This is a genomic window from Prolixibacter sp. DSM 2831 (assembly GCF_056493735.1).
This window is the reverse complement of the sequence record NZ_CM151379.1, coordinates 2,120,781-2,134,353: the sequence shown is the minus strand read 5'-3', so window position 1 is coordinate 2,134,353 and position 13,573 is coordinate 2,120,781. Positions and strand designations below refer to the sequence as shown.

Sequence of the window (13,573 nt, the reverse complement as noted above, 5' to 3'; positions counted from 1 at the left end):
CGTCTATTATTTCCGGTTGATAATCATTCCGGCAGCCACTGTTTGGTGCGTATCCGGATCAATCAGAATGATGCTGCCCAATGTCCGGTTTTCCCGGTAGGCAATAGCAGGAATTTCTTCCTCCAGTTGCAGTGAAAGCGTGGCAATATCATTTACCCCGATGGTCTGCTCACCTTTGAGTCGTTCCAGGTTACCGAAGTCTATCTTATCTTCCACCTGGGCAACTACCGCGCTTGTCTCGCCGGTTAAGTGAGCGAGAAGGTAAGCGCGGTTCTTCTGCAAAGGCGTTTCACTAAACCAGCAAGCATCCACCGACACGTGTCGGGTGTAACGAATTTTTGCTTCGGCATCCGCCAGAAGATGACCCCGATTGAACAACTGTGTTCCGGCTAACCGCAGCGAAACCGATTCGCCAGGCAACGCCTCCTGCTTCACTTCCTGGTATAGCTCAATAGCTTCCACCGTAGTTTCTTCACCGGATGGATGCACTCGCACCGTTGTTCCCGGGCGTAATACTCCGCTGCTGATACGCCCGGTATAGCGACTGTTTCCATTTTGCCCTACACGGCCCTGAATCGGGAAAGTGAACAGTTCACCGGCGTCGGGCACACGAACCTGAATCCCTTCCAGCAACTGAAGCAGCGACGGACCTTTGTACCACGGCAGTTTTTCGGACCGCGAGACCACGTTATCGCCTTTTAAAGCGCTTACAGGAATGAAAGTCACATCTGTATTCAACTCTTTCTTCACCATATCGAAGTCAGCAACAATGCGATTAAAGACGGCTTCGTCATAATCCACCAAATCAATCTTGTTGATGCAGACTACGATGTGTTCAATGCCCAGCAAGTTGGCAATAAAGGTGTGACGGCGGGTTTGCTCCACCACGCCCTGTTGGGCATCGATGAGAATGATAGCAAGGTCGGCCGTGGAAGCGCCCGTTACCATGTTGCGGGTATACTGCAAATGCCCGGGAGTGTCAGCAATGATGAATTTGCGTTTGGGTGTAGCAAAATAGCGATAGGCCACGTCGATGGTAATGCCCTGCTCCCGCTCGGCGCGAAGGCCGTCGGTTAGCAAGGCCAGGTTCAATCCTTCCCCGGTGCGACTGCTCACTTTTTCAAGGTCGGCCACCTGATCATCGAAGATGGATTTGGAATCGTACAGCAAGCGTCCTATCAGGGTACTTTTGCCATCGTCCACGCTGCCCGCAGTGGTAAAGCGCAGCAGATCCATATCGAGATAACTGTTATGTGTAATAGCTGATGTTGTCATGTGTGATGTGTTGAATTAGAAATACCCGGCTATTTTGCGATCCTCCATGGCCGATTCGGACCGTTTGTCATCGGCCCGACCGCCTCTCTCGGTGACACGGGTGGCTGCTACTTCGGCGATGATTTCGTCAAGCGAAGAAGCGGGTGACACCGTTACCCCGGTACAGGTCATATCGCCAATCGTGCGGCAACGAACCTCTTTTAAAACCGGTCTTTCATCTTCCGTCTTCACGAGATAAGGAGAATCGGCCAGCAAAATTCCATCACGCTCGATGACCGGTCGCTCGTGCGAGAAGTAAAGCGATGGAATGGGAATCTCTTCCCGCAAAATATACTGCCACACATCCATCTCTGTCCAGTTGCTGATGGGAAATACGCGGAAGTGCTCGTCTTCCGCATGATGCGAATTATAGAGGCTCCACAATTCGGGCCGCTGATTCTTGGGATCCCACTGCCCGAAATCGTCACGGTGCGAAAAGAAACGCTCCTTGGCCCGGGCTTTCTCTTCATCTCGCCGACCGCCTCCCAGGGCAGCATCCACCTGTAATTCTTCCAGGGCATCCAGTAAGGTGACGGTCTGCAACTTGTTTCGACTGGCATGAATGCCGGTCTCTTCAACCGCTTTTCCCTGTGCGATAGAATCTTCCACACTTCGCACGATTAATTGGCTGTTGCTTTCCTTCACCAGCCGATCACGATAAGCCAGCGTTTCCGGAAAGTTATGTCCCGTGTCGATATGCAGCAGCGGAAACGGAATCGGTTCGGGCCAGAAAGCCTTCCGGGCCAGGTGAAACATCACGATGGAATCCTTACCTCCTGAGAAGAGCAATACCGGCCTTTTAAAACGCCAGGCCACTTCCCGAATCACGTAGATTCCTTCGGCCTCCAGTTGTTGTAAATGGTTTAAACTCATCTTTTGATTGATTATGATTTGGTTTTTGGTATCTGATGAAAATCCGGATATAGACATAAAAAAAGCCCCTCTGCGATGCAGAAGGGCTTTATCTTTTCCTCAACCTTGTAAAGGCTTTATATTTTATCCTGAGGTCCACTTCCGCATACGAATAGCTCTGCACATACACATCATCATGCTGCACATACACATATTCATATTTGAAGTGAAATTTCTCATTATTCTCGTTTGTTTATGCTCCCAAAATTAGATCATTAATTGAAACCACCTTTTCTTATCTGATAAAAAAATCGTTAGAAAACATAAATCAAAATAAAACAAACTAAAAATCAATACTTAACCATCTTTATTTAGAACACCACAATAAGTTTCTGAAACATAGCTCAACAACAAAGACTTCATATTTTCTTTACCATAAAACACCTTTATGCTCTTTTGTAACAGATAGGAAACAGATATTTAAGCTGTGGCAATTTGGTATTCTGTATGTTATCAATTAATTTAGTTAGCGAGATATTTAAATGTAACTAAATGAGCTACCTGAAAATGAAATCTTCATCTTCCGGACTTGTTCCTTACCTCATTTCGTCCGACACAAAAACCTATTATCACTATCCCTCTGTACTCTCTTCTATCAATAAATTCATAGGCAACGTTACATTTCACCTCCACATTATTCCATTGGATTAACGATAACTCAACGACTCATAAAATCTTTTAAGATATATTATGTGGAGACTGCAACCACTGAAAAAACGGGGCGGAACCGAAAAGCCTTACGAGTAGGACAACCTAAACAACAAATTCTCATGGAAAATCAAGAAACGCAGCAACAGCCGCAGCAACCTCAACAAACACCACAACAAGTCCCACAACCGCCTGTCACGATTTCTGACTGGTTTCTCACCCTCTTCCTGACAGCAATTCCTCTGGTTGGAATTATATTGCTATTTGTGTGGGCATTTGGCAGCAACACCAATCCCAGTAAGGCAAACTGGGCAAAAGCAGCATTGCTTTGGGCAGCTATCGGCATTGTTATCTGGTTACTCTTTATGGCAATATTCGGAGCAGCCATGTTCCACAAATGGAATTAGAGACAGTATGATTGGAGAGTATTCAGACTCCAATAATGGATGCTGATAAACATGCTTTACAAATTTCCCGGACTCACTAACCAGTGACCCGGGATTTTTTTGGGAAGTAAGTATCCAAAACAAAGAGAATATGTTCTCTACATTTCTCAGGAGATAAAAACAACGAGGCCTATTCTTTCCTTTAAATTGTACAACAGATTCCCCAAATTGTGCAAGCATTTCGGTTATATGATGATTAGTTTTGCTAATGAGGATTTTTAAATCATTAGCTATGTATACACAAGATATAAAAACGATGAAAAAAATGGTCGCCGAACGTTTTAGTCCGACCACTTTCAACAATCAACCTGTTAGTGACGAATTGATAAATGACATGCTGGATGTTGCCCGATGGGCTCCCAGTTCGTATAACGAGCAGCCCTGGAAATTTCTGGTTGCCCACAACGAGGAAGAAAACTTCCAAAAAATTTATAATGCACTAATGGAGGGCAACCAAAACTGGGCCGGCAATGCTCCCGTCCTCGTCGTTACACTGGCCAATAACAACTATGCGCGCAACGGGAAACCTAATCGACACGCCTGGCACGATACCGGTATGGCTATGGGATTCTTTTTAATGGCCGGAGTCGAAGCCGGTGTCCAGGTACACCAGATGGGAGGATTTTTTCCGGAAAAAATCGAAAGAAACATTGAATTGCCCGAGGGTTACCATCCGGTGGCTGTGGCTGCCATCGGTTATACGCAGGAAACGGCAGAACAAGAAAGTCGCACACGGAAACCTGTCCGGGAAATCCGATTGTAAAGTAAGACTACCAGAAAAAATATAAGCTTCCGGAAGAACGCATTGTTCCAATCCGGGAGCTTTTTTTTATTTTTATGAATCCAAGGTAAGCCAACGTGCCTGAACCCAAACAGCATACCGTCACCTGTCCGCACTGCGGAAAAGAGTTTGCCAAAGCCGACTTACGCAAATACTGCAGCAACTGTTTTGCCTGCACCGGCTGTGAACGTTACCTCTGTGCCGCTTGTGACGAAGTAATTGAAATCATTCCAGTCAGACCACCTTCTTTCAAAACAAGTTCGAAAGAGCATCATCCACGTACCGAATGACGCCCCCAGTGTTTGTAATTACGGAAACGAACATTACTGTGATCCAGCACTTTCAGCATCCATACTTTCAATGCATCGGTTACAACCAGTTCAAAAAGAGCCCATCCCCAAATCAAAGCCGCCAGTTTCCAACCCATGGCTGGCATCAGAAAACCGTTGACCGTGATCAATGTAGCAACGATCTGCGTACTGATAAAAGCGATCATCAGTGCTTTAGAAGGTTTCACCGACCAGAAGTGTCCCTTGGTGCGTGCCATGAATACGGTCAATTGTCCGGCAACCGATAGTTTCAGATAGATAAACGGTTGAAGTACTGCATCGCTCAAATGGAGCATCTCTTTACCGACAAAAAAGAGGGCGAAGGTAAAGAAGACACCAACCACACCCAGGAAAGTTGCGATCCCCAATGTAGTACGCATATTCCACTTGTCGGGTGTGCGGGAATACCTCACATTATCAACCGCAATCGTCATAATCGGCGCATCATTCAGCAAAGCCAACAGAACAATCATCAGGGCGGTAACCGGATAGAAGTTAAACGCGATAATCGACAATGTGATGAACAACAGCACACGAATGGTTTCCGCAATCCGATAAATGGAATAGTTATTCATACGCTGGAAAATCTTCCGGCTCTCTTTTATCGCATCGATAATAACCGATAATCCGGGCTTCGTCAGAACAATCGATGCAGCCGATTTTGCCGCATCCGTCGCGCCCGAAACCGCTATTCCGACATCAGCTTTTTTCAGCGCCGGAGCATCATTCACTCCATCACCTGTCATCCCGACAATATGATCATTGTGCTGCAGTATCTCGACAATGTGGTACTTATGTTCCGGGAAAACCTGCGCAAAACCATTGGCTTCTTCAATCTCTTTCAATGCCATTCGTTCGGAAGGCTGCATGATGGCATCTGTGTTTTTGATGTTCCTTTTCAACCCCACCAGATCGGCAGTTTCTTTCGCGATAGCCGTATGATCGCCTGTTACCATTTTCACTTCAACGCCCATTTCCTGAGCGGTTTTGATGGTTTCAGCTGAGTCTTCGCGCGGTGGATCATATAGTGGTATCATACCGGCATATCGCCAGTTCCCCTTTTCATCGGTGCGGGCTACACCGAGCGCACGATATCCTTTTTCAGCGAAAGCTTCCACCTGATTATCGACTTGTTCTTTCACCTTACCAGGATTATCGATCAGGGAAAGAATGGCCTGCGGTGCTCCTTTGGCTACCTGATATTCCGAAGTACCTTCTTTTACTTTTGCTTCGGTGTGTTTGATAACCGGATCGAAGGGTTTAAAATCGACAATTTCGATGTCACCCAGACGCTTTTGGTTCACTTCTTCGGCTTTCGTCCGTTCAATAATTGCCGTATCGATGGGATCGTGGTCTTCCTCATTAGAAGCCAGCGTCGCCAGCGTCAACACGTCGTTAACTTCGAATTGGTCGAAAGGCACCACGTCAGCCAGGGTTAACTCATTTTTGGTGATGGTTCCCGTTTTATCCGAACAAAGAATGTCCATTCCGGCCATCTCTTCAATGGAAGCCAGCTTGCTGACAATGGCCTCTTTCCGCGCAAGTGCCGATGCCCCGACAGCCATCGTAACCGAGAGAACTGCCGGCATAGCAGCAGGAATAGCAGCCACCATCAGAACCAACGCGAACTGAATAAAGTGAAGCATACTCTCACCCCGGAAGAGGGAGACGATAAAAATGAGCGAAACCAGCACGAAGGCAAAAACAATCAGGTAGTTCCCGATTTTTATCACCGCCCGCTGGAAGTGACTGGTCGTTTTCGCTTCCTGAACCAGTTTAGCTGTTTTTCCGAAGAACGTATTCATTCCGGTGGCAGTCACAATTCCGTTCATTTCGCCTTGCTTGACAACCGAGCCGGAATAGGCCATTTCAGAAGCCTTCTTCTCAACCGGCAACGATTCTCCAGTTAACGAAGATTCATCCAGTTGCAGGTAATCTCCTTTCGTTAATTTCACGTCGGCCGGAACCACATCGCCCAGCCGCAGACGAATCACATCACCCGGCACCAACTGACCAGCCGGAAGTTCAGCCCATTTTCCGTCACGAATAACGCGAGACTTTAGTGCCAGCTTCTTTTTTAGCAGCTCAATGGCATTGTCAGCTTTGTGCTCCTGCCAAAAACCAACAATCGCATTCAGTACAAGCAAGGCAGAAATAATCCAGAAGTCTTCCCAGTGATGAATAACAGCCGATAAAATCGCTGCAATTTCTATCATCCAGGGAATAGGTCCCCAAAAACTTTTCAGGAATTTGACAATGGGATGCTGTTTGTGTTCATTCAGACTGTTAGGCCCGTATTGGCTCTGTCGTTTCGACGCTTCTTCTGAGGACAAGCCTTTTTCGGAAGTTTGAAGTTTTTCTTTTAGTTCATCAATGGTCAGGTCATTAAGTTCCGGTTCCACTGCATTGTTTCCGTTCATAAGGCAATCATTTTAAATCAACAGAAAAACAATTGAGTCCGAAGAGTAGTTTGCTTTAACCAGTTTAAAAAACATTAATAGAGTTGAATTATTGTTAAACTAAAAAGCAATTATCGGAGGAAAACACCGCTTTCTTGTCAGGAATCATGACTCAATCCATTATCTTTGCCTAACAAAACACCGATACCATGTTAATCCATCGTAATTTCATGCCGGAACTGAAATTTAGTGCTTCGCGCAGTAGCGGAGCAGGTGGGCAAAATGTGAATAAGGTGAACACAAAAGTGGAACTTCGATTCCACATCGAATCGTCCGGGTTATTGTCTGCTGACGAAAAAGCCATATTGATACGCAAGCTGGCGAACCGGATGAACAAGGAAGGTGAACTGATACTGACCGAACAGAATGATCGCTCGCAACTGAAAAACAAAGAAAAAGTGATTGACCGGTTCTATCGCCTGCTCAATCATGCACTTACTCCACAAAAAAGAAGGAAAGCTACCCGTCCAACATTGGCTTCACGCCGTAGAAGATTGGAAAACAAAAAGCAACATTCGGAGAAAAAATCACGCCGTCAACGACCCCGTTTCGACTAAACTAACGAATATATCAGGCTAATAGCATCTCAAAGATGGCTTAAACAAAGGAACTGAAGCACTTACTAACAATTGTTCATATCTCCTGTTCGTTTCTAGTTGATTTTGTTTTGCCAAAAACATTTGACAAATAACTCATTCGTCGTAATTTGCATTCATCAGGTGAGCGATAAAAGGTCGCGCCGGAAACAAGGAGAAGAAAAAAGTCACTTAATTGAGGCTCGATTCCGATCATCCAGGTTGCAAAACCTGCTTGTTGAAGGAGCTGAAGCCTGGAAAGCGAAAGGAGTAAAATCCAATCGAACTACCAGTCGGTCAAGGATAAACGGCAACGTTCATTCCAAAACTGAATCTCAAGGCTCTACAGCAGCAACTCCGGTTAACGTTGTAGAAAGAAGATGAAAAAAAGGAATCATTTCCCAAGACGTCTTCATCGCCTGTTGGACCGTTCTTCGGAACACGAAAACAGAGATAGCTTGAAAGATGCTTCGTCCGGGAAGGTATTCTTCGTGAATACCGAATGGACAGCTTGAAGATGATGCTGTAACAGGCACTGTCTAAAAGCCACAGGTTGCACGAAAGTCTTCGGACAATCATGTAGCCGGCCACAATAACCGTAACCTGACACTGTGAAGTGCAAACTTCAACAGCGAAATGGGAACTATTCTTCCGAATGGTTCCCATTTGTGTTTTATAGCCTCATCCTTCCTCCCCCCTTTGTTTTTACCATCTCTTTTCTCTCCAACACATCAACCATTTTTTCTATTTTCACGCCAAAATCTTAATCCGGATAGCTGATGCGGCAACTTATCTCTATTCTTCTGCTGATAATGTTAGGAATAACATCAAAAGCAAAAGCCCAACAAGTCGATTTACTTTACTTCACCGATGCCCATCGCATCTTTCCTGTAGAAGATGTTCCCGGCGGACGAGGCGGCGTCGCCCGTCTGAAAACAATAACAGACAGCATCCGGCAGGAAAATCAGAATACCTTCTTGATTCACGGTGGAGATTTGGCGGGCGGTGTTTTGTTCGGAGGAATGTATAAAGGCTGGCCGATGATTCGGGCTTTCAACCAAATTCCCCTCGACCTTTGCAATTTTGGCCAGCACGAATTTGATTTTGGTTCAGCTCACGCCGATTCGCTCGTCAGAAAGTCCAAATTCCAATGGTTTTCCAGCAACCTTCAGTCTCCTTCCGGGAAACCGTTCGCCAATGTTCCACAATACGTCATTCACAATTTCCAGGGCATCCGGATTGCTTTTATCGGCTTAACAGACGCGATGAACACGACATTAAATGACGGAGGCGTTGTCCAGGAAAATTTGAAGAAAGCCACATCCGAAGTTTTACCAGAGATAAAGTCACAACACCCCGACTGGATTATTGCCGTTACACAAACCGACCTCGAAACCAACAGGAAATTACTCAACGCATTTCCTCAAATTAATTTCGTTTTCACAGAAGAAGAGCATGAATACAACAGCAATGTATTTTACCTGGGAAAGCGCCCGATTATCGCTCCGGCCGGAAACATGAGTTCGGTTGCCCATGTTATCCTCCGGAAAACCGGAAGACCATCTGTCGAAATCATTCCGTTGGACTCAACGGTTTTACCCAGTCCGCAACTTCGCAAGCTCGAAGTATTTTACCGGAATGACATGAATCAAAAGCTTTCGGAACCACTGGCCCGGCTGGAAGTTCCTCTATTCTTCCGGGAAGGAATTACGGGTGAAAGCGCTGCGGGCAACCTGGTTGCTGATGCTTTTCGAGCGGCATATCATTCCGACGTTGCGCTCATCAATGGCGGAGGCATTCGGGCTAACGTTCCCACAGGAACTTTCACACTGAAGTCAGCCCGCTCGTTATTGCCTTTCGGGAATAAGCTATGCCTGGTAAAAATAACCGGAAACCAATTGGAGAAACTAATCAAAGCCAACGTGAACAGTAAAACAGGACAACTCTTTCAAGTTTCCGGCATAAAGTACACCTACCGACTGGAAAATGATTCCCTTTCAGTTTATCGAAACGGAACTCCCCTTCCTTCCAGTGACTCAATTTTCGTCACAATGAATAACTACATTCTGAATCGGACACCGAATCGATTCCGGATCATTATTGGTGAAAACAATCCAAAAGCGATGTTGGACTACAAAGCACTCGAGCACTACGCGCTGAAAAATAAAGTATTGCACCCCAAAAAAGAAGGGCGAGTGACCATTATTACCGAATAATTTCTATCGCTAGCCTACTCTTTTTTTGCTAAACTTCCGGTTTTAACAACTCCAGAAAATCAATAAATACAAGGCGCTCAAGCGTTATCAACAATTGTTAATATCTCTTGTTTGTTTTTCGTTGATTTTGTTTTGCCAAAAACACTTGCCTGATAAATAAAACATTGTAATTTGCATATATCAGGTGAGCGATAAAAGGTCGCGCCGGAAACAAGGAGAAGAAAAAAGTCACTTAATTGGGGCTCGATTCCGATCATCCAGGTTGCAAAACCTGCTTGTTGAAGGAGCTGAAGCCTGGAAAGCGAAAGGAGTAACATCCAATCGAACTACCAGTCGGTCGCGGATAAACGGAAACGTTCATTTCAAAACTGAATCTGATGGCTCTGCAACAGCAACTCCGGTTAATGTTTGCAGAAAGAAGCCGGAACAAAGGATTTATTTCCTGTTTCACTTCATCGACTGTCAATCAGTTCTTCGGAACAGAGCGACAGAGATAGCCTGAAAGAAGCTTCGTCCGGGAAGGTGTCCTCCCGGGATACCGAAGGGACAGCTTGAAGATGATGTTGTAACAAACATTATCCAAGAGCCTGAGGTTGCAAGAAAGTCTTCGGACGATCATGTAGCCGGCCACAATAACCGTAACCTGACACTGTGAAGTGCAAACTTCAACAGCGAAATGGGGGCTATTCGTCAAAGAATGGTTCCCATTTGTGTTTTTATACGGTTCACCTGAAACTACATCACCCCTGCGATTTGAAATAACGTCGGGTCAGCACTTTTTTCAGATCACGCACAATAATCTGATGCGCCAATACCTCCATCTCATTATAATCGGGCAAATCCAAACCGGCCTGTGTAATTTCCCTTTGCGTAATATCCACCTGGTAAAGCACCGACAAAAGCCGCTGATAATCATTGGCAAGCAGATGACGAATTTGATCCACTAACTGGTCGTGCAATTCGCGGTAAGCTTGGTCCGTATTTCCTGAGAAAGTGATGGTAATACCAAACATGGCAAAGTCCTTCATGATCTGCTCGGCAGTTTCCTGAACAACAGCAGCGCTATCGAGAAACCGGGCAACATTATCATTACGTATATCGGGAAGATTCATACAATCGATTACATTTCGTTATTCTGTGGAAGTGAAGTAAACAAAAATATGCCACTTTATCCGTAAAGGTTTCAGAGGATAATTTCCTGAATATTTCCGGCTACCTCCAGGCCGGCATTTCGCCCGGTATCCTTAAATACTATCACCCTTCTTTTTCTATCGAACAGCTCCACATCAATGTTCGCAGTCATGCTTTCTTCAATCCTTCCTTCCATAAATCCATGAATAGGTGAAGCCAGCTCTGTAGCTTTTTCCCGACAGGCGTGAATCCCAAGCCGGTAGCTCCGATTTTCAATGATCAATTCAACCATTTCTGCTGAAACCGAAGACTTACGCAAAGCCGACTTGTTGTATGTCGTAAAACGAATTAATCTCCCGTCCAACCACAAACCGGCTATGAATCCTACAAAAGCTTTTCGTATCCAGGGAATCTTCGCGACAGAAAGCTTCAGAGAAATTCCCGGACGGGAAAAATGGTTGGTTTGCATCCAGACATACGCACTGGGAAACGACCGTCCCCAATCCTTTTCGGTATAGCCTCGTCCACCCGAAAAGTCAACAGATCCACCATCCCACTGCAGCCTCCCTTTGATGCTGTGATCCATACTCACGATTCCATGGTAACATTCCATAAAAGGCGCGAAGGCATAAGGACCCATAATTCCCGGAGAATACCAGGGCTTAGGCCAGGGCACCATACCCGAGAAATGCAATTCGCCTGAAAGGGCGGGCAATTCCAGATGTATCTTATCGAGTGAAAAATGATTGCCGGCAATCGAGAATTGGAATTTTCGTGCCTGCGGCCGGAACTGTTCCGCATCGAAACGAAAGTATTGAGAAGTATGTTTTCGTCCGTCAAGTACCTGGATAAAGGCTTGCTTTTTTCCGGCTTCATCCATCGCAATACCCGGAATAACAGCAATAGCTTTGGTTTCATCTGCGCTAACCATCTTATAGTACCAGCCCTCGAAATAACGCCTTTTGCGCCCCCATCCCTGGAACTGTTCCGGATTGAAAAAAGCACACCACTTATCTATAATTAGCATGAGATTAAAGCTGGTTATGATGATTGTCAGACGAAAATGTTCTAAGCATAATTCTATCCAAATAAAAAGATAGGGAATGCAAAGGAGAATAAAAAAGGATTTTTTCATGAACTCCCTCCGGGTGAAGGATCTCAAATCCTATGCGATGAAAAAATGGTGTTCCTAATTCAAAAAACCAAGAATGAATCTATTTAATCATCCGCGCGCTGAATAATGGTTCCGGCAGAAATTCTGATTGGAAAATTCGATATATTTGCTCGCTTTTTTCGTATAACCGAATAGAGCTAAACATTGATATCGTTAGGTTCCATGAGGGAATAAAAGATGAACGCCTTAATCAAGTACCGGAACGACCTCGTCGAACGAAATCGTCTGGAATATGGTGTTTTTTACGACCAGCTGAAATGGCTGGGGTATTACGAAGCAATTGAACGGGAAGCCGAGCGGGAACAAATCCTCGAGCGACTAAAAGATAACATTCAAACCGGATTTAAGGGAACAAAAGTCGACACCAGCAACCTGTCGCCGGGTTGCCGGCTTTGCGGTGCGGGTGAATGGAGCTGTCTTTTCATCAACAACCAGTGCAATGCGCATTGTTTTTACTGTCCGGCTCCACAGGAAACCATTGGCGTGCCGGAAACACAAACCATCGATTTTCACACACCGGAAGAGTATGTCGCCTACATAAAAAAAATGGGCTTCAAAGGCGTTAGTTTTAGTGGTGGCGAGCCTTTCCTGACATTCGATCGGGCAAAAACATTCCTGAAAGCGTTGAGGGATGCGTTTGGGAACGAGCTCTACATCTGGATGTATACCAATGGCATTCTTTCTACACCCAAAAAGCTCAACGAATTGGCTGAGCTGGGGCTGAATGAAATCCGGTTCGACATCGGGGCGACCAATTATAACCTGAAAAAGGTGAAACAAGCCATTGGCATCATCCCGGTAGTAACCGTAGAAGTTCCGGCCGTTCCTGATGAACTCGAGCAGTTGAAAAAAGCAGTTAAAGAGTTAGCCGAAGCCGGTTTGTCACATCTGAACCTGCACCAGATGAGATTGACTCCGTACAATCTGCCAAAACTAGTTGACCGAAACTTTCAATTTGCCCATGGCCCGAGAGTAACTCTACCCGATTCGGAGATTACGGCTTTAAAAATTCTGGAGTATACGAAACAGGAACAAATCAACCTGCCGGTGAATTACTGTTCGTATGCCTACAAAAGTCGTTATCAAAAATCGGGATTCCGCAATAAACTGGCTCCGTTTATTGTCAAACCGTTCGAGGAGATAACTGAGAAAGGATACATCCGGAATTTGGCCATCGTTGTTTCCGACTGGCAGCAATTCCGACAACTGTTTGCTCAACTTCCGGAAAGCGAGCAAAGCAAAATTCAAGTTAGCGAACAAGCGGGCAAAGTGCTGCTCAAAGCCAAAATGCTGGAACACTTTCTTCCGGTTACGAAAGAGATACTGATTTCGTACACCAACATGCGGCTGAGTGAGCAAACCGGCGATATTCCGGATGTGAGCCGCATCTCGTTAACCTCTGCCCGCAACATATACATCGAATCGGGTTTTGTTGTGAATGATTTATCACTGCATCCGAATCAATCCAATATCCTGCTGCAACTCATCAATGGAAAACAACCGAAGGAGTGCTTTGAGGATGAACAACTCTTTATCGTCTGGCAACACGAACAAATTGAGGAAGGATTGCCGGAGTATTTTTGACGGA

Annotated in this window: 11 protein-coding genes; 6 read left to right on the top strand and 5 right to left on the bottom strand. The window is 45.5% G+C overall.

Annotated features, from left to right (window positions below; all coding sequences use genetic code 11):
* Nucleotides 1-6: 6 nt before the first annotated feature.
* Together AC060N_RS08555 and cysD are read right to left on the bottom strand one after the other, a co-directional pair.
* Nucleotides 7-1,275 carry a sulfate adenylyltransferase subunit 1 gene (locus tag AC060N_RS08555; protein WP_479526722.1) on the bottom strand — a complete coding sequence of 423 codons (1,269 nt, stop codon included), beginning with the start codon at nt 1,273-1,275 and terminating at the stop codon, nt 7-9.
* A gap of 15 nt (nt 1,276-1,290) precedes the next feature.
* The gene (gene cysD / locus AC060N_RS08550; RefSeq protein WP_106543532.1) at nt 1,291-2,244 is read right to left on the bottom strand and encodes a sulfate adenylyltransferase subunit CysD; all 954 of its coding nucleotides are present in this window, start codon (nt 2,242-2,244) and stop codon (nt 1,291-1,293) included.
* Between the two features lie 474 nt (nt 2,245-2,718).
* Between cysD and AC060N_RS08545 the strand changes: the two genes are divergently transcribed.
* The 3 genes from AC060N_RS08545 to AC060N_RS08535 all read left to right on the top strand — a co-directional run bounded on the left by AC060N_RS08545 (nt 2,719) and on the right by AC060N_RS08535 (nt 4,083).
* The gene (locus tag AC060N_RS08545; RefSeq protein WP_479526721.1) at nt 2,719-2,877 is read left to right on the top strand and encodes a hypothetical protein; all 159 of its coding nucleotides are present in this window, start codon (nt 2,719-2,721) and stop codon (nt 2,875-2,877) included.
* A 119-nt stretch (nt 2,878-2,996) separates the two neighbouring features.
* Nucleotides 2,997-3,281, top strand: coding sequence for a hypothetical protein (locus AC060N_RS08540; protein WP_246187236.1), 285 nt, complete (start codon nt 2,997-2,999; stop codon nt 3,279-3,281).
* A gap of 271 nt (nt 3,282-3,552) precedes the next feature.
* Nucleotides 3,553-4,083 carry a nitroreductase family protein gene (locus AC060N_RS08535; protein WP_479526720.1) on the top strand — a complete coding sequence of 177 codons (531 nt, stop codon included), beginning with the start codon at nt 3,553-3,555 and terminating at the stop codon, nt 4,081-4,083.
* Between the two features lie 289 nt (nt 4,084-4,372).
* Here AC060N_RS08535 and AC060N_RS08530 read toward each other — a convergent pair whose 3' ends face one another.
* The gene (locus AC060N_RS08530; protein ID WP_479526719.1) at nt 4,373-6,850 is read right to left on the bottom strand and encodes a plasma-membrane proton-efflux P-type ATPase; all 2,478 of its coding nucleotides are present in this window, start codon (nt 6,848-6,850) and stop codon (nt 4,373-4,375) included.
* A 188-nt stretch (nt 6,851-7,038) separates the two neighbouring features.
* Here AC060N_RS08530 and arfB point away from each other — a divergent pair, with 188 nt between their 5' ends.
* Together arfB and AC060N_RS08520 are read left to right on the top strand one after the other, a co-directional pair.
* Nucleotides 7,039-7,446 carry an alternative ribosome rescue aminoacyl-tRNA hydrolase ArfB gene (gene arfB / locus AC060N_RS08525; protein WP_479526718.1) on the top strand — a complete coding sequence of 136 codons (408 nt, stop codon included), beginning with the start codon at nt 7,039-7,041 and terminating at the stop codon, nt 7,444-7,446.
* A gap of 797 nt (nt 7,447-8,243) precedes the next feature.
* Nucleotides 8,244-9,680: a bifunctional metallophosphatase/5'-nucleotidase gene (locus AC060N_RS08520; RefSeq protein WP_479526717.1), complete on the top strand. Its 1,437-nt coding sequence runs from the start codon at nt 8,244-8,246 to the stop codon at nt 9,678-9,680.
* Nucleotides 9,681-10,420: 740 nt separating this feature from the next.
* Here the strand turns inward: AC060N_RS08520 and AC060N_RS08515 are convergent.
* Together AC060N_RS08515 and AC060N_RS08510 are read right to left on the bottom strand one after the other, a co-directional pair.
* Nucleotides 10,421-10,792, bottom strand: a complete 372-nt coding sequence (locus tag AC060N_RS08515) for a hypothetical protein (protein WP_463237129.1) — start codon at nt 10,790-10,792, stop codon at nt 10,421-10,423.
* Nucleotides 10,793-10,863: 71 nt separating this feature from the next.
* The gene (locus AC060N_RS08510) at nt 10,864-11,838 is read right to left on the bottom strand and encodes a tocopherol cyclase family protein (RefSeq protein ID WP_479526716.1); all 975 of its coding nucleotides are present in this window, start codon (nt 11,836-11,838) and stop codon (nt 10,864-10,866) included.
* A 324-nt stretch (nt 11,839-12,162) separates the two neighbouring features.
* Between AC060N_RS08510 and AC060N_RS08505 the strand changes: the two genes are divergently transcribed.
* The gene (locus AC060N_RS08505; protein WP_479526715.1) at nt 12,163-13,569 is read left to right on the top strand and encodes a radical SAM protein; all 1,407 of its coding nucleotides are present in this window, start codon (nt 12,163-12,165) and stop codon (nt 13,567-13,569) included.
* Nucleotides 13,570-13,573: the final 4 nt, after the last annotated feature.